At 65.4% G+C, this 23,930-nt stretch carries 31 protein-coding genes; 7 read left to right on the top strand and 24 right to left on the bottom strand.

The genetic code is table 11. The features are described 5' to 3' along the window. Nucleotides 1-127 precede the first annotated feature (127 nt). From ACWEKS_RS14915 to ACWEKS_RS14835, 17 genes are all read right to left on the bottom strand, one after another. Nucleotides 128-1,636 (bottom strand): hypothetical protein, encoded by a 1,509-nt coding sequence (locus ACWEKS_RS14915; RefSeq protein WP_452340587.1) that lies wholly within the window; start codon nt 1,634-1,636, stop codon nt 128-130. Then, on the bottom strand, nt 1,633-2,253 hold the full coding sequence (locus tag ACWEKS_RS14910; RefSeq protein WP_452340586.1) for a hypothetical protein: 621 nt from the start codon (nt 2,251-2,253) through the stop codon (nt 1,633-1,635). The genes ACWEKS_RS14915 and ACWEKS_RS14910 overlap by 4 nt, the downstream gene beginning before the upstream one ends. 260 nt (nt 2,254-2,513) lie before the next feature. Beyond that, nucleotides 2,514-2,759 (bottom strand): hypothetical protein, encoded by a 246-nt coding sequence (locus ACWEKS_RS14905; RefSeq protein WP_452340585.1) that lies wholly within the window; start codon nt 2,757-2,759, stop codon nt 2,514-2,516. 44 nt (nt 2,760-2,803) lie between these two features. After that, the gene (locus ACWEKS_RS14900; RefSeq protein ID WP_452340584.1) at nt 2,804-3,472 is read right to left on the bottom strand and encodes a hypothetical protein; all 669 of its coding nucleotides are present in this window, start codon (nt 3,470-3,472) and stop codon (nt 2,804-2,806) included. A 16-nt stretch (nt 3,473-3,488) separates the two neighbouring features. After that, complete coding sequence (locus ACWEKS_RS14895; protein ID WP_452340583.1) at nt 3,489-3,887, bottom strand: hypothetical protein; 399 nt, start codon at nt 3,885-3,887, stop codon at nt 3,489-3,491. Then, on the bottom strand, nt 3,880-4,392 hold the full coding sequence (locus ACWEKS_RS14890; RefSeq protein ID WP_452340582.1) for a hypothetical protein: 513 nt from the start codon (nt 4,390-4,392) through the stop codon (nt 3,880-3,882). Before ACWEKS_RS14890 ends, ACWEKS_RS14895 begins: the two co-directional genes overlap by 8 nt. 32 nt (nt 4,393-4,424) lie before the next feature. After that, a complete protein-coding gene (locus ACWEKS_RS14885) occupies nt 4,425-5,741 on the bottom strand; it encodes an AAA family ATPase (protein WP_452340581.1) in 1,317 nt (438 codons plus the stop codon). Next, a complete protein-coding gene (locus ACWEKS_RS14880) occupies nt 5,738-6,019 on the bottom strand; it encodes a hypothetical protein (protein ID WP_452340580.1) in 282 nt (93 codons plus the stop codon). The genes ACWEKS_RS14885 and ACWEKS_RS14880 overlap by 4 nt, the downstream gene beginning before the upstream one ends. Then, nucleotides 6,016-7,008, bottom strand: coding sequence for a hypothetical protein (locus tag ACWEKS_RS14875; RefSeq protein WP_452340579.1), 993 nt, complete (start codon nt 7,006-7,008; stop codon nt 6,016-6,018). The genes ACWEKS_RS14880 and ACWEKS_RS14875 overlap by 4 nt, the downstream gene beginning before the upstream one ends. Further along, nucleotides 7,009-7,260, bottom strand: coding sequence for a hypothetical protein (locus ACWEKS_RS14870; RefSeq protein ID WP_452340578.1), 252 nt, complete (start codon nt 7,258-7,260; stop codon nt 7,009-7,011). After that, the gene (locus ACWEKS_RS14865; RefSeq protein WP_452340577.1) at nt 7,257-7,442 is read right to left on the bottom strand and encodes a DUF6011 domain-containing protein; all 186 of its coding nucleotides are present in this window, start codon (nt 7,440-7,442) and stop codon (nt 7,257-7,259) included. Before ACWEKS_RS14865 ends, ACWEKS_RS14870 begins: the two co-directional genes overlap by 4 nt. Beyond that, complete coding sequence (locus ACWEKS_RS14860; RefSeq protein ID WP_452340728.1) at nt 7,439-7,714, bottom strand: WhiB family transcriptional regulator; 276 nt, start codon at nt 7,712-7,714, stop codon at nt 7,439-7,441. Before ACWEKS_RS14860 ends, ACWEKS_RS14865 begins: the two co-directional genes overlap by 4 nt. 181 nt (nt 7,715-7,895) lie before the next feature. Beyond that, nucleotides 7,896-8,228 carry a hypothetical protein gene (locus ACWEKS_RS14855; protein WP_452340576.1) on the bottom strand — a complete coding sequence of 111 codons (333 nt, stop codon included), beginning with the start codon at nt 8,226-8,228 and terminating at the stop codon, nt 7,896-7,898. 113 nt (nt 8,229-8,341) lie between these two features. Next, the gene (locus ACWEKS_RS14850; protein WP_452340575.1) at nt 8,342-8,539 is read right to left on the bottom strand and encodes a helix-turn-helix domain-containing protein; all 198 of its coding nucleotides are present in this window, start codon (nt 8,537-8,539) and stop codon (nt 8,342-8,344) included. Between the two features lie 2 nt (nt 8,540-8,541). Beyond that, nucleotides 8,542-8,769: a hypothetical protein gene (locus ACWEKS_RS14845; RefSeq protein WP_452340574.1), complete on the bottom strand. Its 228-nt coding sequence runs from the start codon at nt 8,767-8,769 to the stop codon at nt 8,542-8,544. Continuing rightward, the gene (locus ACWEKS_RS14840; protein WP_452340573.1) at nt 8,766-9,500 is read right to left on the bottom strand and encodes a phage antirepressor N-terminal domain-containing protein; all 735 of its coding nucleotides are present in this window, start codon (nt 9,498-9,500) and stop codon (nt 8,766-8,768) included. Before ACWEKS_RS14840 ends, ACWEKS_RS14845 begins: the two co-directional genes overlap by 4 nt. A 70-nt stretch (nt 9,501-9,570) precedes the next feature. Further along, on the bottom strand, nt 9,571-9,942 hold the full coding sequence (locus ACWEKS_RS14835; protein ID WP_452340572.1) for a helix-turn-helix domain-containing protein: 372 nt from the start codon (nt 9,940-9,942) through the stop codon (nt 9,571-9,573). A gap of 192 nt (nt 9,943-10,134) precedes the next feature. On the opposite strand from ACWEKS_RS14835, the gene ACWEKS_RS14830 reads away from it, so the two are divergent. Further along, entirely contained in the window at nt 10,135-11,412 is a 1,278-nt protein-coding gene (locus tag ACWEKS_RS14830; protein ID WP_452340571.1) for a helix-turn-helix domain-containing protein, read from the top strand. Nucleotides 11,413-11,503: 91 nt separating this feature from the next. Here the strand turns inward: ACWEKS_RS14830 and ACWEKS_RS14825 are convergent, their stop codons facing one another. The 4 genes from ACWEKS_RS14825 to ACWEKS_RS14810 all read right to left on the bottom strand — a co-directional run bounded on the left by ACWEKS_RS14825 (nt 11,504) and on the right by ACWEKS_RS14810 (nt 15,545). Then, nucleotides 11,504-12,088 carry a hypothetical protein gene (locus ACWEKS_RS14825; RefSeq protein ID WP_452340570.1) on the bottom strand — a complete coding sequence of 195 codons (585 nt, stop codon included), beginning with the start codon at nt 12,086-12,088 and terminating at the stop codon, nt 11,504-11,506. Nucleotides 12,089-12,111: 23 nt separating this feature from the next. Then, nucleotides 12,112-12,822 carry a DUF3800 domain-containing protein gene (locus tag ACWEKS_RS14820; protein ID WP_452340569.1) on the bottom strand — a complete coding sequence of 237 codons (711 nt, stop codon included), beginning with the start codon at nt 12,820-12,822 and terminating at the stop codon, nt 12,112-12,114. A gap of 132 nt (nt 12,823-12,954) precedes the next feature. After that, nucleotides 12,955-14,148: a tyrosine-type recombinase/integrase gene (locus ACWEKS_RS14815; protein ID WP_452340568.1), complete on the bottom strand. Its 1,194-nt coding sequence runs from the start codon at nt 14,146-14,148 to the stop codon at nt 12,955-12,957. A 143-nt stretch (nt 14,149-14,291) separates the two neighbouring features. Next, a complete protein-coding gene (locus ACWEKS_RS14810; RefSeq protein ID WP_452340727.1) occupies nt 14,292-15,545 on the bottom strand; it encodes a lipopolysaccharide biosynthesis protein in 1,254 nt (417 codons plus the stop codon). A 292-nt stretch (nt 15,546-15,837) separates the two neighbouring features. Here ACWEKS_RS14810 and ACWEKS_RS14805 point away from each other — a divergent pair, with 292 nt between their 5' ends. Both ACWEKS_RS14805 and ACWEKS_RS14800 read left to right on the top strand, forming a co-directional pair. After that, complete coding sequence (locus tag ACWEKS_RS14805) at nt 15,838-16,161, top strand: putative quinol monooxygenase (protein ID WP_452340567.1); 324 nt, start codon at nt 15,838-15,840, stop codon at nt 16,159-16,161. Nucleotides 16,162-16,294: 133 nt separating this feature from the next. Next, nucleotides 16,295-17,308, top strand: coding sequence for an NADP-dependent oxidoreductase (locus tag ACWEKS_RS14800; RefSeq protein WP_452340566.1), 1,014 nt, complete (start codon nt 16,295-16,297; stop codon nt 17,306-17,308). A gap of 62 nt (nt 17,309-17,370) precedes the next feature. Here ACWEKS_RS14800 and ACWEKS_RS14795 read toward each other — a convergent pair whose 3' ends face one another. Both ACWEKS_RS14795 and ACWEKS_RS14790 read right to left on the bottom strand, forming a co-directional pair. Continuing rightward, on the bottom strand, nt 17,371-18,027 hold the full coding sequence (locus ACWEKS_RS14795; protein WP_452340565.1) for a hypothetical protein: 657 nt from the start codon (nt 18,025-18,027) through the stop codon (nt 17,371-17,373). A 71-nt stretch (nt 18,028-18,098) separates the two neighbouring features. Continuing rightward, on the bottom strand, nt 18,099-18,758 hold the full coding sequence (locus ACWEKS_RS14790) for a hypothetical protein (protein ID WP_452340564.1): 660 nt from the start codon (nt 18,756-18,758) through the stop codon (nt 18,099-18,101). 143 nt (nt 18,759-18,901) lie between these two features. Between ACWEKS_RS14790 and ACWEKS_RS14785 the strand changes: the two genes are divergently transcribed. The 3 genes from ACWEKS_RS14785 (at nt 18,902) to chrA (ending at nt 21,859) form a co-directional block, all read left to right on the top strand. Beyond that, nucleotides 18,902-19,324, top strand: a complete 423-nt coding sequence (locus tag ACWEKS_RS14785; protein WP_452340563.1) for a DoxX family protein — start codon at nt 18,902-18,904, stop codon at nt 19,322-19,324. A gap of 388 nt (nt 19,325-19,712) precedes the next feature. Beyond that, a complete protein-coding gene (locus tag ACWEKS_RS14780; RefSeq protein ID WP_452340562.1) occupies nt 19,713-20,636 on the top strand; it encodes a hypothetical protein in 924 nt (307 codons plus the stop codon). An 83-nt stretch (nt 20,637-20,719) separates the two neighbouring features. Then, on the top strand, nt 20,720-21,859 hold the full coding sequence (chrA, locus tag ACWEKS_RS14775) for a chromate efflux transporter (protein ID WP_452340561.1): 1,140 nt from the start codon (nt 20,720-20,722) through the stop codon (nt 21,857-21,859). Between the two features lie 6 nt (nt 21,860-21,865). Here chrA and ACWEKS_RS14770 read toward each other — a convergent pair whose 3' ends face one another. Further along, a complete protein-coding gene (locus ACWEKS_RS14770) occupies nt 21,866-22,447 on the bottom strand; it encodes a TetR/AcrR family transcriptional regulator (RefSeq protein WP_452340560.1) in 582 nt (193 codons plus the stop codon). A gap of 119 nt (nt 22,448-22,566) precedes the next feature. Between ACWEKS_RS14770 and ACWEKS_RS14765 the strand changes: the two genes are divergently transcribed. Continuing rightward, complete coding sequence (locus tag ACWEKS_RS14765; protein WP_452340559.1) at nt 22,567-23,733, top strand: hypothetical protein; 1,167 nt, start codon at nt 22,567-22,569, stop codon at nt 23,731-23,733. The last annotated feature ends 197 nt before the right edge of the window (nt 23,734-23,930 follow it).

The following is a 23,930-nucleotide window of genomic DNA, read 5'->3' as shown; positions in this document are numbered from 1 at the left end:
ACGCGCTACGCGACTAGCGTAGCAGATGGGTTGTCCGTAACGAGATCACGTCCCAGCCGTAGGCAGGTCGAGAGCCATGACATGCGGGTTATCGTGCGTGCGACCTACCACTTCCACGTCCATACCGTCACTCGTCGATTTGGTCGCCGTCCGCGCTTGGCAGCGCTTTCATTGTCGGCGCGTCCAGCGCATTCGTTGGCATTGCCGGCAATTCACGCATGACATCACTTGAAGATATTCCCTCATAGTTTTCAACAGCGAGTACATTCCGCAGCTCGACTCTCACGTCTTCACTATCAGTCTCAGCAAGAATGTTCCATGCATTCCACACAAGATCTGACAGGTCGACGAGTGCAGTTGTATTAACTGAGGCGAATCCGGCTTCGAGGTCAACCCGCAGCGCTTTTCCGTTGACGCGAGCTGTTACGCTGTCGACCTTGACCGAGGTACCAAGGCTATCACTCACGCGGTGAATGAGCTCACTGGTGGCGATGTCGCGTCCGTCGGAGGACGAGAATCTGACCGACAATTCTTGTGCGTCACGCACTCCAATCTCCGTGAGGGTGAGACCCGCGTTCTCCGAACGAGTAGAAACTTTCGTGAGAGTCGGAAGATCGTCGACTGAATGTTCACCTTCCAGGCCCGAAGGCACCTTCCCCATCCACGCCTGGAAGCCACCCCCGCGTAGCGACAGAATACCGTTGTACACTTGCCACATGAACGGATCGAATTCCTGATCTGATCGATATGTTCGGCGAATACTGCAACGCTTCGCTAGAAGCTTGCCGATTGCGGTTCGCATGATGAGCTGCAATCTTGGCTGGGAGCCGACAAGGTCCATATTATCGAACGAATCAATCGTTATCGCGTTTCCAACCTGGTTCCAGAATTCCTCGATATTTTCGGGAACAATGTCGAGGAGCTGAGCCAGTAGAGTCGCGGACAAATTTTCGCCGATCGTGGTAATCGATCCTGGAAAATCAAGCGCCGAGCCTCCACCGCTGATCCACGCAGCTTCAAGTAGATGTGTGAACTCGGCGTTGGTCGGCGGGTCAAGCAACCCTTCTAGAACTTCGAGCGCGGCCGCAGTCGGGGCTCGATCAGCGCCGAGGGCACCGTTGAATCCTGTTTCAACACGTTCAGCCAGGGCAGGCGCGGCATCATCCTCCACCAATCCTCTGCCGCCCCGCATTACATAGGAGGACAGTATTCGACCGGTTCGCTCCGATCGCGGGCCGTCTAAAAGCTCGATAGCAGGAACACTGGTGACGAGGCTCTTGGTTGAACGTGCAGCGGCGCTCAGCGCATCCAACGCCCGGCGCGGCGACGGGTCGTCACCGTAGGGCCGAAACTCGCTCAGTTGCATGAATATCGGATGCTTGCCTGCAAGATTGACTACATCTTCTTCAATTTCCTCAGCATACGAGGAGGTTCTAAGGAATACAAAGCGCTCACGGCCGGGCCACCGGAGCACGAAGTCGGGGAAGTATGAATGGTTGAAATTCTCAGTCGAAAAGACGCGCACGTTCTTATCGGCATCGGAGATCGTTCGAGCGGCAAGTTCTTTGACACGAGTCACCGACTCATAAAAGTCAGGGATTTCCGCTGCTTCTTGTATCGCTTCATAGGAAGTCATAGCATAATCTCCCCTGCCGACTGGACGATATGGCCCTCGATAATTCTATGATGCTCTTCCAGGAGCGTCAAGTGTTTGATTTGCTTTTCAGATAGGACGATCATCCATATTCGATTCGAAACTTCTTTCGCAACTTCCTCCAAGAACTCTTCCTGCGGGTCTTGTTCAGGCGTAAAATTAATCCCACGAGTTTCGGTGTCCAAAACTGCAGCCTTAACCGCGTCAGCGTTAGCGAGTTGGTCCCACTTGCTCGCCGTGTGCGGAGAAAAGGCGATCCAAAAGAAGTTGTCAGCCATTAGATGCTGAACGATCATGGCGCGATAGCAATGCGCTAGAAAGTCGCGGAAATGGCCAGGAAGATTTGAGGAGTTCTTATAGTTCTTGACTTCCGCCAGAAAATCCTGCCCCTCAAGTTCTCCACCCCGCAACCGACCTCCAAGATCGAACGAGAAGACGTCGTTCAACGTACGATAGTCGGCCTTTTTTAATGTGAGCTTCTGCTTGGCGAAGTTATCAGGGTTTACAATACATGACGTAGCCCTTGTGGTCCGATTGAGCCATAGCTTCGCCAATAGAGCACCCTGACGCCCTTTCGCCTGCTCTGATTCGCCTGCCAACTCACCAACCCCAACGCATACTAGCCACCATGCAAAGCACGGTATGGCATGGCAGGCTGGCGTCAACCAGGCTCCAGCAGATCAGTGCAGATTGGCACTCAATGTCATAGTCGCGGGCATGAACCCAGAGGCTGCCGGTAGAAATCTGTACCACGCTCAGCAACTTGGTGGGACCGCGAGATAGTCCCCTCGTCACCCGCATCAGCCCGCCTTGGCGTGCCGCGCCGGGATCGGCACGCCGAGGTGCGTCCGCGACAGGATTACTCCAGGTCGTCGTCCCACTTGATGATGAACTTCCAGGGCGCGCAGTCCTCGTCGCCTGGGTAGCCGTACATGGTTCCGGCGTTGAAGCAAGGCTTCGGCCTCCAATCGATCAGACAGTCCGTCTGGGCTTCGGCCGACGCGCGGGCATCCGCCACCGAGTCGTACTTGCCGATTTCGTACATTTCGCCGGGGCAGCCATCGAAACCGCACGGGTGAGACTCAAACAGGGTGTGCTGGGTCATTCGGCCAGCCTCCATTCGATCGGTGCTCCGTGATCCTCTCTCCTTCAGCTGGCCTCCGCGTGGCGCGCCCGGATCGGCACGCGGAGGTGTGCGTCCAGCACGTCGCCGAGCAGGAACAGCAGCGGGTAGCCGGGTTGCCAGGGCCCGGGCAGCGGTGCGATCTCTCCCGCGTCCTTGAGCACGAACACGCGACGCCGGGTGAGGTGTCGGTACTCCTCGCCGAGCTCTCGTGCCACGGTGGCGATTCCGGCGGCGTTCAGCTGCCACCGCCGGGCCTGCGCGACGCGCTCGGCGTCGACCACTGGCTCGAAGGCCGGCGGGCACACGATCGCATCAGCCTTCTTGGCGAGGGCGTGCAGGTTCGGGTAGCAGTCCTGCGCGCCCTCGGTGCATGCGAGCGAGTAGATGTGCCGCTCCAGCCACAGCGCGAGACCTCCTGTGCTGGTGGGCCCTTGGTAGGTGATGGCCCGCTGTTCGCACACCAGTCGGACCCAGCTGACCAGCTCGGCGTGCAGCTGGTCAGCGACCTTGGCCGCGCCTAGGTGATACGGGAGCGGCTGGCCGAAAACCTTCTGGGACTTGCCGTCGCCTATCGAGCCGAGGCGGGCCTGCTTGGTGCGGGTGTGGTGGAGGTCGGCGGCGAGGGCGGGGATTCTGCACAGCAGCCGCCGCAGCAACGGAAGCTGGTGGCGCTCGATGAAAGTGGTGTCCATCGCTATCTCTCCTCGGTCAGTTCGTCGGTGTGGCGGCAGAGATTTCGGCGAGGCGCGCCCCGACGAACTCGAACACGGCTGGTTCGTCGCGCAACTGGGCGATGATCTTGGCCACGCTGCTGGCGGTCGCGGTGTGGGCTGCGACCGCGGCGAAGCTGAGGTGTCCTGCGACGGCCTCGCAGATTCCGCCGATCACGACGTTGGTGTAGCCCGCCATGTACGCCTCGGCCAAGGCCTCGCTCGACGGGGTGAGCTTCTCGACAACGCCTTCGGCAGCCCGGCAGCCGCGGGCAAGGTACGCCTCGCGTCGCGTGTTCGAAAGCCCTTCCCAGGTGGGCCATCCCGCGTGGATGTAGTGCACGAGGTCACGGGTCAGGAGCTCGGCGACCTCGTCGAGGTGGTCTCGGTCAGGCATGGCGGGCCTCCTTCAGGATCCCGACTGGGGCACTCCCGGATGGGATCGGGGTGGGATCGGGGTCGGACTCCGGTCCGATGAGTCGCTCGACAGATTCCGCAGCGTCGCCGGTCAGGCCGAGGGCGAGCAGGTCGACCGCCAATGCCTCACACAGCAGCGGGCTTTCGACGGCCTCGGACGCGCGCAGGGCACCCTTGAGGTGGTTGGGGTGTCGGGTGAGTCCGGCCAGGTCGAGGTACCAGCGCAGTAGCACTTCGAACGTCCCGGTATCGACGATCACAAAACCTGCTTCGATGGGGGTCTTCAGGTCGGTGCGGATGTCGGCGTCGGTGATGTAGTCGCAGGCGGTGGCCCACTTATCGACCATGAGCGGCAGGACGCCGGCGGTGGTGAGCATGGCGTCGGTGAGCGGCTGGACGTAGAGGGCTTGGGCGGTGCGCTGCAGGGCGCGGAAGTCTCTGCGGCTCCACAGCTTCCGTAGGAGGTCGGTGTGATCGCGTGGCATGGCGATGCCTTTCGGATGGGATCCGGATGGGATCAGGCAGCGGTGTGGTTGGCGGCGTGCAGCTGCTCGTAGTACGCGGGGTCGGCGGGCATCCACGGCAGGATGTGGGCGTGCTGCAGGCTGGACGGCCAGAGGCGTTCCTCGCGGGATCCGCGCCAGGACACGACGTCGACAAGTTCGGCGCGGCCCTTGCTGGTGTCGTTGGCCGAGCGGCGGAGTCCGAATCCGAACTCGGGCCAGCGCATCCACACGCTGGATCCGATCGGGGCCATGGAGCGGGTGCCGTCGCTGGCCTGTCCCTTGCCCGCGTGGGCTTCCGACAGCAGTGCGAAGCCGTGGCGTTCGCGCAATCCGTCGAGGACCCAGGCGATTTCGCGGGCGGGCTTCTCGTCGTTGGGGTTCTCATGGTGGAGCTTGTAGAGCGGGCCGAGGACGAGTAGGTCGGGGGCGGTGTCGGTGATGACACGTTCCAGCCATGCAGTGTCGGGGCCGGTGAGCAGGTCGATTCCGGCGGGCCGGACTTCGATGGCCATGGTGTCGTTCCAGTCGACCGGCGCCATTTCACACAGGGAGCGGCGCTGATTGACGAGGTTGGTCATCCACCGGTAGCGGCGGCGGGACTGCGCGGGCGAGTTCTCGCAATCGACAACCAGAACACGGATATCGCGGCGGCCAGCGCCGAGCACGGTCCCGGTGAACGGGTGCAGTCCGGCGGCGAGGGTGCAGGCCATCTGCGAGCACAGCACGGACTTGCCGCCGCCCTCGGCGCCGGTGAGCACGATCCGGTCCATGCGCTCGAGCAGGCCGGGCACCAGCCAGTCGTGGCGGTCCGGGATGGACAGGAAATCGCCCATGCGCGTGGGCGGTTCGGCCGCCGCGGTGGCGATGCGTTCGGCGTCGTCGCACGCGCGGCGGGTCTCGCTGATCGCGGCCGCGATGTCGGCCGGGTCGGTACCCGACGTCCAGGCGGTCTCCATACGCTGCGCCAGACGCATCCCGACCTGGGACAGCTTGCGGGCCGCCGACAGCGCACGGATCCGTTCGGCGTGCACCCCAGCCGACTCCGGCAGGCCTGCGGCGTCGCCGCAGTCGAGCAGGGTCCGCGGCTTGATCCGCGCCGGGACCAGGCCGCGGTTCTGCGCCTCGACCAGCACGGTGTTCTGGTCGACCGGGTGGCCGGCAGTAATCATCTCCGCGATGACGATCGCGATGTGGCGGGCCTCGGGGTTGAACCAGTCGTCTGGCTGGACCGACAGGAACTCGTTGCGGCAGCGGTCCGGCGCGAGGAGCGCGGTGCCGATGAGGGCGCGTTCGGCGGTCGCATCGTAGGGGGTGTGGTGGTCGTTCATTCCTGCCAGTTCCTTCCCCGGTCGCGGCGGATGATCTGCGTGATGTGGCCGGGCATCAGCCAGGCGGTGTTGTGGGAGTAGTGCACGTGCACGGCCTCGACGGCCTCGTCGAACGTCCAGCGGCGACGGCGGCCGGCCTCGCGCCAGGCGGCGACAGTGGCGCTGTCGACGCTGCGGTTGTCGTAGGCGGTGATGATCTGCAGCAGGGTGACGATCTCGTCGTTGGTGAGCCCGGGTGGGGTGTTGCCTTTCGGCGCGGTGGGCAGGTTGCAGGTCACGAAACTTCTCCTAGAAGCGGGGGCTGGTAGGCGGCAGGCGAATTCGCAGCGTGCGCACTGCTGCCTGGAAGCGCTCGGGGCGGACGACCGGGATCGAATTGGGTACCGATATCGGGTGGGCCGCCGAAAGCGTTCAGGATCGCGGGATTTGGATTTGTCTTGAAGCGCTCGAGGTCGGCGATCTTCTGATCGCGGCTGACGCGGGCGGCCCCGCGATTGCCGCTATTGCGCGCTGGCAACGGTTCGTCGGACCAGCGCTCCTGGTTGAGCCACGTCGAGGGCATCGCGGTGTACTGCGGGTCACGGTTCGGGTCAGCAGCGAAGCGCGCAGCGGCCGTGAGGATGACGCTGGGGTCGGTGGTCTTGATCGCCTTGGCGTACGCCTTCATGGCCGCGCCCTTGCCCTGGCGGCGCGGATAGGCGCTCCAGAAGTCAGCGAACCCTCGCGGCTCGCCCAGCTTCGCCCGCTGCTTCGAGTCGTCGCCGCGGTGCGCGACAACGTTCGACGGCGCAGCCGTTGAACAAGAGTTCTCCGTAGGAGAACTCTCTGTTCCCCTGTTCCTCTGTTCCCCTGTTCCAGGCGCGAGGGTCTCGTGAGACTCTCGCGAGGATGTCGCGAAAGCTGTATCGACGACTGGGTTTTCGCTGGTCGGGGTCGGGAAACGCGGCTTGTTCGGCTTGTCAACCCGTTGGTGGCGATCCCACTTGGTGACGAACAGATACTTCTTTCCGCCGACGGCGTACCGCTGAATCAGGCCACGTTCGGCGAACTTCTGAAGGGCTTCGGAAACCCTCGCGAATGTCTCGCGAGGGTCTCGCTCCAAGTCGGCGGCGAACAGGTCAGCGCAGATCGACGAGAGCTTGTCGAGGCCGACGCCGTTGTCGTCGACGTAGGACCACAGGCCGATGAACACGAGCCGGTGATCCCATTCGAGTGCGTCGATGTCGTCGGACCGCCAGAATTCTGGCTTGATGGATCGGATACGCATCTACTGCGCCTCGCTGCCATCGCTGGGCGAATCCTCGGCCCGTCGGATCGCCCGGAACACACGGGATTTCGACATATCGAGGTACTCGCCGATCTCGGCGAGAGTCAGCCCGTAGCGGCGGGCCAGCAGCACGTAGCGGATCTTGTTGAGCGCGGCGGCCTGCTCCGCCTTGCGGCACGCGTCGAGCATGGTCACGACGTAGACGCGGGCCTCGTCGGGCGAAAGGTCCGCGGGCAGTTCCGTTGTGGTCATCGAGTCATCTCCAGCTCGAAGAGGGGAATGTCGGATGCGGCCCGGCGTGCGTCCTCGCGCTCATGGCGTGCACACACCGGGCCGAGCCCGGACGAGATGGATTCCGCGGATACCAGCCAGCCGCCGCAGCGGCGGCACTGGCGCGCGATCCGCTCACCGTCGCCGAGCTCGACCGCGCTCACGCTGCGGCCTTGGCGATGCGACGCAACTTCTTACGCCGGTAGTGCGACGACCCTCGGTCCAGGACGTCGTCGCCGAGGTCGACGCCAGCGAAGATGCCGTAGCGTTCGCGGTTGTCCAGCGCAGCCTGTGCGCAGCGGCGACGCACCGGGCATCCTTCACACAGCCGGATCACGCGGCGCACCAACATTCGTCGTTCCGGATCGTCACTGCTGCCGGGAGGGAAGAACACCTCGGTCGGGGTATCGGCGCACGCCGCGTTGTCCTGCCACATCACGCGGCCCGTCCAACAGTCCGGGGCCGATGGTGCGTGGCCGGCGGTCGGGTGTCCGGGAGACTTGCATCGCGCAAGTCCCTTTCCTCACGCCGAGTGCGCCGGTGATGGACAGCGATGCTCGCGCCGATCCACAACAGGACTGCGCTGTAACCGATTTGGATGAGATGGCCGAGGATGATCACGAGGCCACCTCTTCGTGGGCCCAGATGTCGAATGCCGCACCCTTGCAGGGCTGTTCGAACTCGATGATGTCGGACGTCATCGCGATCAGCCGCTCCAGCGTGCGCGCTGTAGCGTGCTCGCAGGGCGTGAGGACCGGCCGGTCGCAGTCGTCGATGGTGACGTAGCCGATGCGGGTCTCGACGACGCCGTCGACAGTCTCCGTCGCTGGCGCCGCGGTCGCGGGCTGGATCACGATCGACAGCGTCGCAATGCTCCACAGCGGATTGATGCCGAGAAACATTGGCGCGTACAGCTTCTCGGTACGGGCAGGGCAGGCCTGATTGGCCATGGGTAATAGTCCCCTCGTATGATGAGATCCCGCGCCCCGCCGAGCTGAGCCGCCCGGCGGGGCGTTCGGGGAAATGGATTGGGCCCGACCACAAGCCGGGTCGGTATACCTAGTTAGGCCGCACCCTCAGCAGGGCAGGACCGGGCGTAGCTCTCCAGCTCGGTGTGGTCGAAGAACACCCGCCCGCCGTCCTGGCGGCCGATGATCTTGCCCGCTCGGCGAAGCCGGTCGAACGTGGAGATGGAGATGGAGAGCATCTGCGCGGCCTCAGCCTTCGCGTAGCGAATGCGGGTTCGTGACTCGGTGGCCATCGCTACTCCCCCGCCCGCTCGATGAGCACGCTGCAGGCGATGCCTAGCCAGAAGGCGATTCCGATCAGCTCGTGAACGAGCACCCGAGTCTCGCCAGCAAGAAGGCGCTGAGCTCCGCGCGGCGACACGCCGAGCAGTTCGGCGAGATCAGCCGTGGACTTATGCTGCCGGCGCATTTCGAGTCGAACCTCGCGTATGACGCGGCATGTGGCGATGTCCTCGGCGGTCATGCCGACAGCTCACCCTCGGCGTAGTACCTGTCCCACACCTCATCCATGAGGGGGCGGTCCGACTCGACATAGGCGTTCACCTGGACGACGCGGCCGTTCGACGCGGTGAGCGGGTACTTCTTCGGCTCATCCCCGCACTTGAGGATGTACGCCGCCTTGACCCGTTTCCCGAACGGGCTGCTGAGCGACTTCACACTCGCCCGGCTCAGCCCCTTCTCCTCCAGGTAGGTCTGGATGTACAGCGGAGTGTTCGCAGGGTCGAGCTCGGGCGCTTCGCCGAGACCGCGGGCCAGCACGATGCGCGCCTTGGCTTCCAGGTGCTTCGGGTCGATGATGCCGTCAGCCAGCCGGATGATCTCCATCTGCGCGCGAGCCCGCTGCATGACATGGTCGAGCTGCTGGGCGGTCGCGTTCGGATTGATCGCGCCGCCTTCGTGGAGGTAGGCATCGAGCGCGTCGGCGGCCTGGGCCTGATAGGCGCGCAGATCGGGACGCTTGTCCTCTGCGACGCGGTTCTCGTCCAGCGTCGCCAACCACATGCTCATCGTTCGACGGTCGATGCTGACCATCTCGCGGCTCTTCCCGTCCGCACCAACCATGGTGCTAGTGACCAGGGTTGCCCACGACTTGCCCTTGAGCTTGCGGAGCTGTGTCGAGTAGTCGAGGCCGAAGAAATTGACCATCGGTCGGAACACTGCCGTCCGGCGTTGGGTGTCGACCTGGATCGGCATCGACGACCCCGGAACGCTCACAGGGACGATGTCGACCCCGTTGGAATGGGTGTTCGCGCTGATGGGTCGGTTAGAGTGCATGAGCTCCGGCTTCCTCAAGAGCTGGGGTTGATGAAGTGGCGGCGGTGTCCAGGCGTTCTTGGAGGAGTGGCTGGACGCCGCTGTCTTCGGGCCCGGCATCGGGTCGCATGATGGCGAGTTGCGGTACAGCGAGAGCCTCAGCCGATCTGGCTAGAAGGATGTTCGTCAGCTTCTTGCGACCAGCCTCGATGTTGACGAGATACGCCCGGGATATCCCCAGGAGAGCCGCAAACTGATTCGGGTTATATCCCCTGAGTTCCCTAAGTGACCGAAGCGTTGCGCCCACCCGCTCCCACTCCCCTGGCGCGAAAGGCGTTGAAGCTACGCCTTTGCCAGCGACTCTCCGATGGTCCGTTTCCATAGGGACGAACCTAGGGAGCTTTGCGGAACAAGTCAAACTATGTTCCCGTGTCTGTCCAATTTCCGCGAGTATCCGGCATTTGTCGGGAACTCCACACGGCGAGTAGCTGCACAATCGCAGTTACCGACGTGGAGTATCTAGGCGGAGCTTAGGCGCTTGAAGTTCCCACATGTTCCCTGCCAGACTGGGTGCATGGACACTGAGGAGCATGCCCGGCAGCGTGTCGGAGAATTTGTCGAACGAGAACGAACGCGCATGGGGCTCGGGCAGCTGGAGTTCAGCCAACACGCCGGGATCGACCCCAAGACACTCAGGGGACTGGAGCGCGGCGTCCGCTGGCCGCGGACCGCGTCGGTTGCGAAGATCGAAGCGGCGCTGGAACTTCAGTTTGGCACCCTGGATCAGATGCGCCGGCGGATCACACGTTCCGCCGGCCACGAACTAGACCAACCAGCGGACGCGACCCCGCCTCGCCGTTTGTCCAGAGAGGACCTGAACCGACTTGGTGACATGGTCCGCAATCGCCGCATCGAACTGAACATGAACCAGCTGATGGTTGAACCGCTGGGAGGGCCACCGACCGCAGTGCTACAAGCACTTGAAGACCTTCACGCCAGCTCGCTCAGCTTGATCGACCGTGAAGCTCTCGACCATGTTATGCACTGGACGCCAGGCAGTGTCGACGCCATTCTTGCAGGTGGCTATCCAACTCTTTCCATACCGACCGAAACCGCTCGAGCCTTGACTTGGCAGCGGTGGGGTCATCTAGAAGGCCGTCACCAGCGACACACTGAGATAGCACAGGGCACACATCAACTGCTCACTATGGCTGGTGAACCTATGCCAGAGGGCACTGGAAGGCACCTCAACCTCGCGGTGAACATTGCCCTCGCACTCGACGAGGCGTTCCACCGACTGCCCGGCGTCCTATATCGCCCAGAAGTCCTGGAGGTGCTGCCGCCGGAGGCGCAGGGACTTATCGACTACCTGGACTATGCTGCAGAGCTCGCCGACACCCTGGCTGTCGAATTGGCTGGCAGTGGAAGCGAATTAGCTCGATTGAAGAGCCGGGAGCGCAAGCGCCAGCGGCCCGCCTTTATGAGCTACCCCTTGCAGTCAGAAGACGCGGACACGACAGGCGTCGCCGAAGATCTCGATTCGACCTCACGGACCGCCGGCGACCGCCACGACCCTGCCCCTCGCGACTCTTCGGCATTCAGAGGTGTTGAGCTCGTCCCCTTTGAGCTCAAGGTCAGCGATGAGGGCGGGCGCCGAGGGCTTGACGCACGCTCGCGGACCATCAGGGGCCGACAAGGCCCGACCAATCGCGACAGATCTGTCGTCGAGGGCGGGCACGACATCGACGAGGACGACCAGCCCGTCTACAACGAGGACGAAGTGCTGGCCGCCTTCGAGCCTGAGGATGGAGACGAGGACAAACAGGACCCCGACTGGGACAACATCCCGTAGCCAGGTTGGCACGATAGGTCATAGAAACTACTGCGCGAACCCCTAGCTACCCTACTCGAACATGTGTTCTACTCCGGTGATGGGGAGTTCTTTACCAACGAATAGCCATCGATGGAACCCGTGGCGTCAGCTCGGACGACGCCACCCATGCACGACAGTGACGTGCACGGAAGCCCTGCCAGGCAAGAAGCGTGCGGTAGTCACCAGCCGCGGCATCTTCATCGACCGAAGGCTCGGCCAGGCCGCCCGACGATGTGCCCTCACCCATGAGATCGTTCATCTCGAACGCGGCCCGCTCCCCCGCGACCCTCGACTCGCAGCCATCGAAGAGCGAGTGGTCAGCATCATTGCCGCAAAGCGCCTCATCCCACTGGCATCGCTCACCGAGGCACTGATGTGGGTATCGCCCAGCGATCAGTACGCGCTCGCCGAGGAACTGTGGGTCGACATGCCGACTCTGCGAATCCGGTTGCGGCACATTACGGCCGCCGAGGTCCAGCACGTCAACAGCGAGCTCGACCGCCAGCGGCCGTGGCACCAGCCATGAGGACACGCCTGCGCGAAATTCACTGCGTTGTTGTCGGTGATGAGTGCCGATCGCTATTATCGTGGGAGGACATCCTTTGTAGGGATTCCCACCCGCCTTCGACCCCGCCGCTGCGGGGTCGTCGTGCATCTGGGCGTTTCCTTCGGGTGCACTCACGTATTTGTCGGCCAGAATCGGGACACTCCACGACTGCGAAGCGGCTCAAGCATGTCCCAAAGTCCCTGATAGAAGGCTGCAGTGCGCGGGTTCTCGGCAGGGTGCTGGTGGCGGTTGAGAACATAGGTCACTAGGTCTACGGCCTGCACCATTCGACTATGGCAGGACGGCGCGAAGTGCAGAGTGTCGACGATACGGCCGAGTTTCGACGACGCATAGCCTCCGGTCCCGTACTCGCGGTAATGCTGTAGGCGTTCTCGATACTTGTCTCTGTTGTGGACGTCATCGCATATGCAGAGGACGTACTCGCCCCTGGCGTAAGCCTCGCTGTTGATCCGTTCGAGCAGGAACTTCAGTGCCCATTCGTGCGGGTCTTGAGTCTCGCTCCACCATGCCTTCTCATTGATGCCGCCCCGGAACCATGCAAGATCGCCGAATTGCGCGATCGTTTCGATCGCGTCGGTGTAGACACCCACCCGTGCCCGTGCTTGCCCCTTAAGGGGCTCCCAATGACCGGTCCCAGCGTCGATCTCGTAGCCATGCAACTCGGCCGTCTTCTCGATGCCGTCGAACTTCTCTGACGCCCGCGCCACCACGGCGTCCATTGCATCGCTTACAGCGGCTATCCAGTCGCCCGGCAACACCAGGGCAGACACCCAGAACTGCGAGCCTCTTCGGTATGTCTCATCGATATAAGCGAGCAGCATCTCGCGACTGTATCGTTTTGAATCCCCCAGAGGGAGAACATATCCCAATCAGCAAAGTTCCAGCAGGCCGTCCAGGTTCCCGAGGGCTTCGCGGGCGAGTTTCAAGTCGACTTGTTGGCCGCCACCCTTGTGCTACTCCAGTGCCAGCAGCCCGCCCAGATTGCCGAGCGCCTTGCGCTGCGTGTCGAGGTCCACGTGGGCATAGATGCGGTGCGACGCCACCGTGTTCTGCCCCATGATCGCCATGCGCACGGACTCCTCGACGCCCATCTCCAGCAATAGGGTTGCCGTGGTGTGCCGAGCGTCGTGCAGGCGAACGTCAGGAACCCCAGCACGAACCAGGGCGGCATGCCACGCCTGCGAGTCGTACCGATGCGGAATCGGCGTACCCGCGTCCGTGACCCACATCAGGCCGAATCGGTTCGGCGGCGTGGCGTCCATATAGGTCTCGAAGATGGCCGCCAGCGGATCAGGTAGGGGGATCAGGCGTTTCGACCGGTCCGACTTCGGCCGGGTGAGGGCAAAGCGGCGATACAGCGGACGAATCTCGTAGCCGTTCGGCACGTCGAATCGGTCCGGGTCCTCCAGGTCGTATCCGTCCTTCGTCGGCAGCGCCTGAATCTGCCAGGACAGATCTACCGTTCGGTGCTCCAGGTCGATACGATCGCGCTCGAGGCCGAGGGCTTCACCTTGTCGCGTGCCGAGCAATAGCGCTGTGGCCCAGCGGGTCACCATGGGGTCCTTGGTCTCCATCGCCGAGAGCAGCACGCTGCGCGCCTGCTCCGAAGTGAGTGCCTTGCCGACGGCGGCCTTGTTCATGGGCTTCGTGACGTTCTCGACGGGGTTTGTCAGAATCACGCCTTCGGCCTTCGCCGCCTTCATCGCCATGTTCCACACACTGTGGGTGAGTTCGGCTGTGCGCGGGCTCCACTGGTCGCCAACGCGTTTGAGGTTTCCGCGGATGGTGGCCGGCTGGACGGGAAGTTGCTTGTCGCCGACGAACGGAACGATCTGGTTCTTCACCGTGTCCTGGTAGCTCTTGTATGTCCGCGGTGCCTTGTGCGGCTTGACCATCTCGTCCAGCCAGTACGTCATCCATTGCGCCACTGTCATTTTCTTGCGCGGCGAATACGTACCGCGGGCGATCTCCGCCTTCAGGTCACGGAACTTCTCCATGGCGATCACCTTGTCCGCCGAAGACACTGTGGCCCGGCGCGACTCGCCGTACTCGTCCTCATAGGCCATGGCACCGATCCAGAGGCCATCGGACTTGCGCTTGTAGAAAGCGCCTTCGCCGCGTCGGCCGCGTCTCTTCTTGACGGGCACGGGAACCCCCTTCGATTGTCTGTAGCTTAGCTGTAGCTTACGTGGGATCAATCATGCGTAATCAGGGCTCGCCAAATTGCCCGACTGCCAGCGCTTTTCGGAACGGTACGCTGGTAGCCAAAGTAGTGCCCACTGAGCTGGGATCAGTGGGTGGCCGGTAGCGCCGGCTGAATCCGCTCGCGCGCGGCCAGCTGACCGGTCCGCGCGAGATACCAGGCGGCGACACAGAATTCGGCGGCCACCGTGCCCCACACCAGCGTCCACACCGAGTGGGTGCGCAGGGTGAGGAGCAGCGCGGTGGCCGCCACTACTGTCCCGACCACCGCACCGATCATGATGCCGACGGTGTCCTGCCGCACCGGCAGGATGGCGGTGGTGACGAACGAGGTGGTGGCGGTGGCGACCAGAATGCAGACCTCCGCGCGCAGGATCGGCACCACGGCGCGGAAATCGTCGTCGTAGATGAGCTGCACGGCGAATGGGGCGGCTACCCAGATCCCCGCCACGGCAACGGCGGCCACGATCACGCAGGCGGCCAGGGCGCGCATCTCGTGCCGCCAGAAACCCGGATCGGTACGCTCGCGCGCCATGCGGGGCAGCAGTGCCAGCCCGATCGGATCGAGCAGCGACTGCACCGCGCGCACGAGTTTGTCACTCGCCGAATACAACCCGAGCGAGGCCGCGTCCAGCACCGAGGAGTAGACGGTGGCGGTGCCCTGGCCGTAACTGGTCACCAGCAGCCGTGACGCGAGTACGGGCGCACCGGTGCGCAGGATCATCACGACCTTGGTGGGGCGTCCCGGGCGGCCGAACCGGGTGTGGGCGTCCCGCCAGGTCAGCGCGACGGTGACCACGGACGACAGCAGCAGGCACAGCAGCACCACCTCGGCGTGCGGAAGTCGCGGCAGCACCGCGACCAGCAGCACGAGGTACACCGCCCGCCCGGCGATCTGATAGGTCATCGAGGCCCCGAATCTGGCCTGCCCCACCAGCAGCCAGTCCTCGGACATGGACAGGAATCCGCCCACGAACAGCCCCAGCAGGATCATGCGCAGGTGCGGGCCGGCGCCGACGGCGAGCCCGGCCGTGAGCGCCACCGCGATGATGCTCAGCCCCGCGCCCCGCACCGCCAGGTAACTCCCCCGCAGCTCGTCGAGCCCCTCCTCGTTCAGCAGCGCGGCCAGAAACGTATTGATGCCGAGGTCCACCAGCAGCGAGCCCAGAAAGTACGCCGACATCCCGATGGCCAGCAGCCCGACCCCGCTCACCCCGAGCGTCCGCGCGGTCAATGGCACGGTCACCGCGGTCACCAGGAACTGCCCGTACTTCCCGAGACTGACGAACCCGATGTCCCGCAACACCGACAGCAGCCCATCGTCGGCCACCTTCGCGCGCATCCGCCCGACCAGCGCCGCCCCCACCAGTCGCCGTCCCGCCATAGCGGTCCTCTTTCTCCCCGACCGCGCACTCCGGCCAGACCCCGAAATTCTCCTGCCCCCTCCCCACCCCCGCCACCCCAAACCCCCGACTCACCGCAAAACGTAACCCCGCATTCAAATCAATCGCCAAGTCACCCAGCCTGATTCACCGCGGCCGCGGCCGTCGGGTGCCGGGCACCCAACCACCAACCTGTGCAACGGATTCCAACGTAGGCTCGACGACGCACCGCCCAACCGAAAGGGTGACCCGATGTCCGACGACACCATGTTCAGCGTCTACGGTCGAATGACCGCCCTCCCCGGCCGCCGCGACGACCTGATCACCTTGCTCCTGAACGGGTTCCGCGCCGGCGGCCCCACCAGCGGCCTGCTCACCTACACCATCAACACGGCCCCCGACGACCCCGACACCATCTGGCTCACCCAACTCTGGATCAACAAGCCCGCCCACGACGCAACCACCCGCTCCGAACCGGTAGCCGCCATCACCCGCCAACTCCCGCCACTCCTGGCCGGACAACCCGAAGGCTGCTACGGCAACACCGTCCACGCCGAAGGCCACACCCCCGAGTAACAAGAATTCCCGCCGCCCCGGGAATCCGCCGCCACATCACGACGGGTTTCGATACCTGGCACGCGGAACAGACCTGACGTGGGTCCACAATGTCCAGAATGAAGGGGTTGCCCATCGAAAGGTCGTTCCGACGATGAAGTCCACCCGTATAGTCCTGGCCTCCCGCCCGACCGGTATGCCGCAGCCGGAGAACTTCCGCACCGAGACGGTCGAACTGGACCCGCCGCAGCCGGGCGAGGCGCTGCTGCAGACGCTGTACCTGTCGCTGGACCCGTACATGCGCGGACGCATGAGCGACGCGCCCTCCTACGCCCCGCCGGTCGAGATCGACGAGACCATGTGCGGCGCGACCGTCTCCCGCGTCCTCGAATCCACCGATCCCGCACTGCGGCCGGGCGATATCGTGCTCGGCTGGGGCGGCTGGCAGACGCACTCGGTCGAGCATGTGCGGGCTCTGCAAAAACTGGACCCGAGCGGCGCGCCGCTCACCACCGCCCTGGGCGTGCTGGGCATGCCGGGTCTGACCGCGTACTCCGGTCTGCTCACCATCGGGCAGCCGAAGCCGGGCGAGACCGTGGTGGTCGCCGCCGCCACCGGACCGGTCGGTTCGACCGTCGGCCAGATCGCCAGGATCAAGGGCGCGCGAGCCGTCGGCATCGCGGGCGGCCCGGAGAAGGTCGCCCTGCTGCGCGAGCGCTTCGGCTTCGACGCCGCCGTCGACCACCGCGCCCCCGACTTCGCCGAGCAGCTGGCCGCCGCCACCCCGGACGGCATCGACGTCTACTTCGAGAATGTCGGCGGCGCGGTCTTCGACGCCGTCCTGCCCCGGCTCAATCAATTCGCCCGAATTCCGTTGTGCGGCTTGATCGCCAACTACAACGACACCGACCTGCCGCCGGGCCCCGACCGGCTGCCGCTGCTCATGTCGAGCATCCTGCGCCGGAGCCTGACCGTGCGCGGCTTCATCGTGTCCGAGTTCGCCGGCCAGGCCGGTGAGTTCTATCCGGCGGCCGCGCAATGGATCGCGGAGGGCAAGCTCGTCTACCTCGAGGATGTGGTCGACGGCCTCGACCATGCCGTCGCCGCGTTCCAGGGCCTGCTCACCGGCAAGAATCTCGGCAAGCTGGTCATCAAGGTCTCCGACTGACAGCCGACCCCGGACCTCCGGGACTCCCGTACCGACGGGCGGAAGTCCCGGAAGCCGTTCTCCTACTTCATGACCGCGATGTACGGCCGCAATCCCAGGGCGATGTCCACACAGACACCCAGCAGCACGTCCCGCTCCACCGGGTCGAGCGGGTGCTCGAGCCAGAGCCGGGTGCCCAGGATCGGGACGGGAAGCGGCTGCCCGGCCCGATCCCACCAGAAGGACTCGCTGTAGAGATCGTTCGCGATACGGCGCAGGGTCCAGCCGCCGACCGTCCGCACCACGTCGAGGCGGCCGGTCTCCTGTCCCATGCGGTCGAGCACCACGATGCGGAAGAGTTCCGGGGTCCGGGCCTCCTCCGGATCGGGTACGAAGTGGAAAAGTGTTCCCGCCGTGGATCCCACGGCGGTCGAGGTGTCGGCGCGATGCACGGTGGCCAGCGAGGTCCCGTCGCCCCGGCTGAGCACGGTGGGCGCGGAGTCCTTGGACTCCACCCACACCACCGACCCGTCGGCGTAGGTGATGCGGTGCTTGCCGGTGCCGCCGTTCTTGAAGCCGAACAGGATGGCGGCCTTGGCCGCAAGGCCATTGCCCGCGCCCTGCACCCCGGTGGCCAGTGGGTCACCGGGGCCCGCACTGAAGGTGATCTTCAGTGCGTTGCTCACCTTGTGCACGACCCGGCCCTCGATCATCGTCGAGGGGTCCTGCGGCGCTGACATCGTTCGATCGTAGGCCCGCGGGTTCGAGTCCAGCGGCGGTTTCGGCCCGGCACGCCGGACGCGACGCGCCCCTAGCTATTGGGGAAGCCGACCTTCGCCAGCGCGGTGGTCCAGTCGGTGGCGATCGCCACCTGGGCGTCGACCAGCGCCACCTTGCCATTGCAGACCAGGGTGTGCAGCTTGGTCTCCACGCCGTCCTTGGGATTGTTCGGCCCGGCGCCGGCCTGGTGGCCCGGTGACGGCGGTTCGACCCAGATATTGCGCGGATCGTTGGGATCCCCGCCGAGCTCCAGCGAGATCAGGTGGTCGTACTCGGCATCGCGGGGGTCGCCGGTGTAGTCGTAGGACTTGATATTGGCGGCCTTCTCCGGATTCGTGATCGACGTGTTGGGCCGAATCGTGGCGGTATAGCCCGACTTACAGATGGTGTCGGCCAGATTCGCCGCTGTCACTTTGGGATTCGTCGCGCCCGGGGTGCAGTTCGGGTCGGGCAGCGGCTGGCCGTCGGCGGTCGAGCGGTAGTGACAGCTGCCGGGCGCCGGCTGCGCCGCCACCGTGTACGTGCCCTGGGGACCGGGACCGACCGGAATCGTGCCCTCCTTCTCCTTGGGCGCGGGCTGCGGAACCGCTTGTGCCGGTGCATTCGCCGGATGGGTGGCCTCCCCCTTCGAGCACGCGACCGTCAAACCCAGGACCAGCAGGGCCATCGCAAGCCCTTTGTGCGCCTTCATAACTTCCCCTGCTCGAGCCGGATAGCCGCCTAATTGTGCGCTATCCCTTGGCGATCGGCCACCCGCGACGGCGACACTCCGAGCAGAGATGCGGAACCCGGTTACCTGCCGGGCAATACATACCGACCGGCTATGCTGCAACGATGACAGCAGACCTGTCGCACTCCCCCGCGGCAATCCAACCGGTCGGCTCCAATGGCATTCGGGCCCGCGCCCTCGCGCTGGCCGCCCTGCTGCTCGGCTCGGGCGTCCTGCACTTCCTCATGCCCAAGCCCTACGACACCATGATCCCGCCCCAGCTCCCGGGCAAACCCCGTACCTACACCCAGGTTTCGGGCGTGGCCGAACTGGCTGCGGGCGCGCTGCTCGTGGTCCCCCGCACCCGCGCTCTGGGCGCCCGCCTGGCCGCACTGGTCTTCCTCGCGGTCTTCCCCGCCAACCTGCAGCTGACCGCCGACTGGCTGCGCAGCAATCGCCCGCTGCCGCTGAAAATCGGCGCGCTGCTGCGCCTCCCGCTCCAGATTCCGCTGATCACGACCGCTCGCAAGATCTACCGCGGGGTGTGACCGGGCGCGCGCCGACCCGAGCGGACCGCTGCCGCCCAGCATGAATCTGAACCGTAGCGAATCCACAGTTGCTGATGTGTTGTCGGAGAACAGAACACATCCGTTGCCATAGTGCGCGTCAGCATCGGCGAGGACCGGGACGATCATGAGCAGCACCCCGAAACCGAGGGGATCGAGGCTCTTTACGAGGGCGTTTCGAGCAATCTCAGGACCGGCACCCATCCCTGTCTCCAGGGCGTATGAATCCCGACGCAGAAATGATCTGGGTTCGCGGTGAATTAGCCGGTCGGCACCGTCTCCGAACCGAGATCCGAATGTGCCTCAGTTAACAGGAAATTGACAGCTTTCGGCTGGAAATGTCTCGAGGTTCGTGTCGATGTAATTGACTATGACCTCGATTCAGGCCCCTTCACCGCACGCACGGTGGTTCTGGATCGCGGCCGGCAGTTTCGTCGCCGTGATCTCCCTGGCAGCCCTCAGCGCTCCCACTGCGTTCGCCACGTCTCATGATCAGGCCGGTGTCGGCCAGGTACCCGAGATCACGGCACCCAGCGCGTCTGTGATTGCTCCGCACCCCATTTCGGTGACGGCCATCGCCCAGCAGATGCAGACCGCCATCCAGGCGGCCTCGCCCGGCACCAGCGTCGGCATCGACGTGGTGGACACCACCACCGGGGCGGCCATCGCCAGTCTCAATGCCGACGAGCAGTTCTACACCGCCTCGGTGGTCAAGCTGCTCATCGCGCTGGACGCGTTGAAAACCCAGAACTGGCAACCGGACCCGGACACCACGACCCAGATCACCCGGATGCTGTCCACCAGTGACGACGACATCGCCGACGTGATGTGGGACAACGGCGGCAACAACGCCATCATCGATCGCATGGTCGCCGCCATCGGACTGTCCGCGACCACCGCACCGGGCGACACCGCCCAGTGGGGCGAAACCCTCACCACGCCACGGGATGTGGTCACTGTCTTCCACTACATCACCACTGCGATCCCGGCCCCGGCCCGGGACCTGATCGTCGGCGCGCTGCACAATGCCTCCGAGACCGCCGCCGACGGCACCGACCAGTACTTCGGCATCCCCGATGCCCTCACCGGTGCGACGTGGGCGGTCAAACAGGGCTGGATGGATCTCAACTCCTCGACCACCCTGGACACCACCGGCCTGGTCTCCCCCTCTCCCGATCAGCCCTATCGCTATGCCGTGGTGGTGCTGTCCACTCAGCCCGCGGGTACCAGCTGGTCGGTGGCGGGCGCGGCCCTCACCGCCGGGGTGACCCTGCTGCACGCCGCCCTGAAGTGAGCCCGTCGCCGCCGTACCGAGCATCGTCACCGACCGAGGGTTAGGGTCGGCCGTCGGATTCGGGACACGGAGGAGGAGCCGGAGTGGTCACGCTGTGGACGATCGCCCGCGAGTGGGGGCGCATCGGCTGCCTCGGCTTCGGCGGGCCACCCGCACACATCGCCCTGCTCCGGGACCTGTGCGTGCGGAGGCGCGGCTGGCTCGACGCGGCGGAGTTCGAGGACGCCATCGCCGCGACCAACCTGCTCCCCGGACCTGCCTCGACGCAGCTGGCGATCTATACCGCCTGGCGCCTGCGCGGCACCGCCGGGGCGCTCGTCGGCGGATGCTGTTTCATCGCACCGGGTTTGGCACTGATCCTGGTCCTGGCCGCGGTCTTCCTGGCGGCGGGCAGCCCGGTGTGGGTGCGGGGCGCCGCGGCCGGAGCGGGCGCGGCGGTCGCCGCCGTCGCGGTGCATGCTGCGATGGGCCTGCTTCCGGCCGGCTGGAGGCGCGCGGGCAACGGCCGAGCCGCTCGGGCCCGCTGGATCTCCTATGCCGCACTGGGAATCGTCTCGGCCGCGGTCCTGGGACCGTGGCTGGTCCTGGTCTTGATCGGGGCCGGGCTGGCCGAGGTGGGGATACGCGGCGGCCTGTCCCCGAGCCGGGTATCCGCGTGGCCGCTGGCACCGGCGGCCTGGCCGGCCACCGGCGGCCTGGCAGCGCTGTGCTGGGTGGCCTTCAAGGTGGGCGCGCTGTCCTACGGCGGGGGCTTCGTCATCATTCCGCTCATGCAGGCCGATGCGGTCGACCGCTACGGCTGGATGACCGGAGCGCAATTCCTCAATGCCGTTGCGCTCGGCCAGATCACGCCGGGCCCGGTGGTGCAGACGGTGGCGGCGGTCGGGTACGCGGCCGCGGGCGTGCCGGGCGGATTGCTGGCCGCCGCGGTCGCTTTCGCGCCGTCGTTCGCCTTCGTGCTGGCCGGCGCCAAGTACTTCGACCGGCTGCGGGCCGACCAGCGCGTGCAGGCGTTCTTCACCGGTGCCGGACCTGCGGTCATCGGGGCGATCGCGGGCTCCGCGATCCCGCTCGCCCTTGCGCTGCACCACCTCTGGCAGTTCGCGGTGCTCGCGGCTGCTGCGGCGTGGCTATTGGCGGCGCGCCGCGGCGTGGTGAGCGCCCTGCTGGGCGCGGGTGCGCTCGGGGTGGCCGCGGCGCTGGCAGGCTGGCCGGTCGGCTGAGGTCCGTCAGACCGTGATGCCGAGCGCTCCGGCGACCGCGCGGGTGAGGTGGTCGGTCACCTGGGCGGGGCTCCAGTGGCGGTGCTCGGTGAGGTCGTAGACCACGCGCTCGTCGAAGATGGTGATCCACAGCAGCACCGCGTAGGTGAGGTCGTATTCGGCGGTCTTGCCCTGCAGCGCAAGGGCATTGAGCACCTCGGCGAGCATGTCGTGCAGGGCCGTGATGGATTCGTCGCCGTCGGCCAGCCGTTCGATGAAGCCCCGGGAGCTGCGGATGTAGCGCACGGCCGGACCCCACTGCCCGGCCTGGTCCACCCAGGTGCGGCAGCAGCGGTGGAAGCGTTCCACCGGATCGGGGCCGGCGTCGACGGCGGCCAGCGCTTGCACCAGATGTTCGATGGCGCGGCGGTGGAAGGCTTGCAGGGCGTCCTGCGGGGTCGGGAAATGCCGGTACGCGGTGGCCACGCCGACACCCGCCGCCGCGGCGAGTTCCGGGATGGAGAAGCCGATCCGGCCCGCCTCCAGCAGGCTCTGGACCGCGTCGACCAGCAGCACGCGGCTGCGCTGGGCGTCACTGCGGGTGTTCACGGGCACGCCTCCATCCTGCGCGAGCGCGACGCGGTATCAGGGCACGGCACTCGAGTAGAGAAGTTCTTCTCAGTTTCGTATTCTCTAACAGAGAAGATCTCCTCAATTAGGAGGCCGGGATGCGGGCAGCCGCACCGGGGGCGCTGCTGGTGCTGATCATGGCGCAGCCGAACATGGCGACCGGGATGATGCCGTACTACCGGCATGCCTGGACGCTCGCTCCCCTGCTCATCACCGTGATCTTCGCCGCCTACCTGTTCGCACTGACCCCGGCGCTCGCGCTGGTGGGTCCGCCGCCCACCCGACAGGGCTGGTGGTGGCGCATCGGGGTGGGCAGCGGGTTCGGCATCACCGCGGATGCGGCCATGGCCGTGGCGCATTCGCCGGGGCCGGCGGTCGCCGCGCGGATCTGCGCGGGGCTATCGGTGGGGTTGGTGACCGGCTCGGTGGCCGGATTGATCCTGGAACGCACGGGCGAACGCGGGCGCACGGCCATGGCGGTGGCGACCGTGCTCGGCTCGGCACTGGGGACGATCGCGGCCGCGGTCGTGGCGCAGTATCTGCCCGCGCCCGGGGTGACCGTCTATGTGGGGCACGCGATCCTGCTCGCGGTGACCGCGATGGCGGTGCTGAGCGATCGTGCGGCGCGACCGGCGATCGCCGGTCGCGCGGCCGCGGCTCCCGAGACCGTCGAACCGCGAATCGCCGGATACCTCAGCGGCATTGCCGCCTGGGTGTCGGCGGGACTGATCGTCGCTCTGCTGCCGAGTTACGGCGCGGAACTGCTGGGCACGACGAATCTCGCCCTGCTGGCGCTGCCCGTCACGCTGTATCTGGTGAGCGCCTGGCTGGCGCAGCGCCTGATCGCGCCCGCCGGACTCGCCGCCGAACCCGTTGCGGCGCAGTGGATCATCATCGCCGGGGTCGCGCTGACGGCTGCCGTGTCCTGGCTGCCCAGCCTGGCGCTGCTGCTGTGCGGCGGCGCCGTGGCCGGTTTCGGACAGGGCATCGCCTATCGCTCTGGACTCCGGATCGTCAGTGCCGCAACAACTCCCGATCAGCACGCCCAGGCGGCCGCGCGCTTCGCGGGCGTGGCTTACGCGTGTGCGGCGGTCGCGACGGTGGGCTTCGGAGCCATCGCGACCGTGGCGTCCATGCGCGACGCGGTGCTCGCCGCCGCGGTCGTCCTCGTTCTGGTGGCCACGACCACCGCAGTCGTCCGTCGGCACGCAACGGCGCGCGCCACGGACTCCGTTCCCACTCCGCAGATCTCGACAACCGCATAATTCTTCCGCCGCCATATTCGACGCATCGAATGGAACGGCACAATTGATCGCGCGCGAATTCCGATCGCGCGCAATTCCGCATGCCCGCAATGCTTTACATTGCCGAATACTCCGGAATTCGACGAAACGAAGTCGTTACGCGAGTTCACCGCCACATAAACTCCGGCCGTTTCACTGGAATACATCAGCTCCAAAAA

The sequence above is a fragment of the Nocardia sp. NPDC004711 genome, assembly GCF_053601595.1.
The sequence above is the reverse complement of the archived record's forward strand: the minus strand, read 5'-3'. Positions and strand labels throughout refer to the sequence as shown.

Coding starts and splice junctions, on each gene's coding strand:
- ACWEKS_RS14850 (WP_452340575.1), bottom strand. CDS start 8,539: ATGGCCACCGAGTCACGAACCCGCATTCGCTACGCGAAGGCTGAGGCC.
- ACWEKS_RS14800 (WP_452340566.1), top strand. CDS start 16,295: ATGAAGTCCACCCGTATAGTCCTGGCCTCCCGCCCGACCGGTATGCCG.
- ACWEKS_RS14840 (WP_452340573.1), bottom strand. CDS start 9,500: ATGCCGATCCAGGTCGACACCCAACGCCGGACGGCAGTGTTCCGACCG.
- ACWEKS_RS14835 (WP_452340572.1), bottom strand. CDS start 9,942: ATGGAAACGGACCATCGGAGAGTCGCTGGCAAAGGCGTAGCTTCAACG.
- ACWEKS_RS14765 (WP_452340559.1), top strand. CDS start 22,567: ATGCGGGCAGCCGCACCGGGGGCGCTGCTGGTGCTGATCATGGCGCAG.
- ACWEKS_RS14780 (WP_452340562.1), top strand. CDS start 19,713: ATGACCTCGATTCAGGCCCCTTCACCGCACGCACGGTGGTTCTGGATC.
- ACWEKS_RS14915 (WP_452340587.1), bottom strand. CDS start 1,636: ATGACTTCCTATGAAGCGATACAAGAAGCAGCGGAAATCCCTGACTTT.
- ACWEKS_RS14905 (WP_452340585.1), bottom strand. CDS start 2,759: ATGACCCAGCACACCCTGTTTGAGTCTCACCCGTGCGGTTTCGATGGC.
- ACWEKS_RS14795 (WP_452340565.1), bottom strand. CDS start 18,027: ATGTCAGCGCCGCAGGACCCCTCGACGATGATCGAGGGCCGGGTCGTG.
- ACWEKS_RS14900 (WP_452340584.1), bottom strand. CDS start 3,472: ATGGACACCACTTTCATCGAGCGCCACCAGCTTCCGTTGCTGCGGCGG.
- ACWEKS_RS14855 (WP_452340576.1), bottom strand. CDS start 8,228: ATGGCCAATCAGGCCTGCCCTGCCCGTACCGAGAAGCTGTACGCGCCA.
- ACWEKS_RS14870 (WP_452340578.1), bottom strand. CDS start 7,260: ATGACCACAACGGAACTGCCCGCGGACCTTTCGCCCGACGAGGCCCGC.
- ACWEKS_RS14830 (WP_452340571.1), top strand. CDS start 10,135: ATGGACACTGAGGAGCATGCCCGGCAGCGTGTCGGAGAATTTGTCGAA.
- ACWEKS_RS14845 (WP_452340574.1), bottom strand. CDS start 8,769: ATGACCGCCGAGGACATCGCCACATGCCGCGTCATACGCGAGGTTCGA.
- ACWEKS_RS14805 (WP_452340567.1), top strand. CDS start 15,838: ATGTCCGACGACACCATGTTCAGCGTCTACGGTCGAATGACCGCCCTC.
- ACWEKS_RS14785 (WP_452340563.1), top strand. CDS start 18,902: ATGACAGCAGACCTGTCGCACTCCCCCGCGGCAATCCAACCGGTCGGC.
- ACWEKS_RS14875 (WP_452340579.1), bottom strand. CDS start 7,008: ATGCGTATCCGATCCATCAAGCCAGAATTCTGGCGGTCCGACGACATC.
- ACWEKS_RS14820 (WP_452340569.1), bottom strand. CDS start 12,822: ATGCTGCTCGCTTATATCGATGAGACATACCGAAGAGGCTCGCAGTTC.
- ACWEKS_RS14890 (WP_452340582.1), bottom strand. CDS start 4,392: ATGCCACGCGATCACACCGACCTCCTACGGAAGCTGTGGAGCCGCAGA.
- ACWEKS_RS14810 (WP_452340727.1), bottom strand. CDS start 15,545: ATGCGCGCGAAGGTGGCCGACGATGGGCTGCTGTCGGTGTTGCGGGAC.
- ACWEKS_RS14860 (WP_452340728.1), bottom strand. CDS start 7,714: ATGTGGCAGGACAACGCGGCGTGCGCCGATACCCCGACCGAGGTGTTC.
- ACWEKS_RS14885 (WP_452340581.1), bottom strand. CDS start 5,741: ATGAACGACCACCACACCCCCTACGATGCGACCGCCGAACGCGCCCTC.
- ACWEKS_RS14790 (WP_452340564.1), bottom strand. CDS start 18,758: ATGAAGGCGCACAAAGGGCTTGCGATGGCCCTGCTGGTCCTGGGTTTG.
- ACWEKS_RS14895 (WP_452340583.1), bottom strand. CDS start 3,887: ATGCCTGACCGAGACCACCTCGACGAGGTCGCCGAGCTCCTGACCCGT.
- ACWEKS_RS14825 (WP_452340570.1), bottom strand. CDS start 12,088: ATGCACGACGACCCCGCAGCGGCGGGGTCGAAGGCGGGTGGGAATCCC.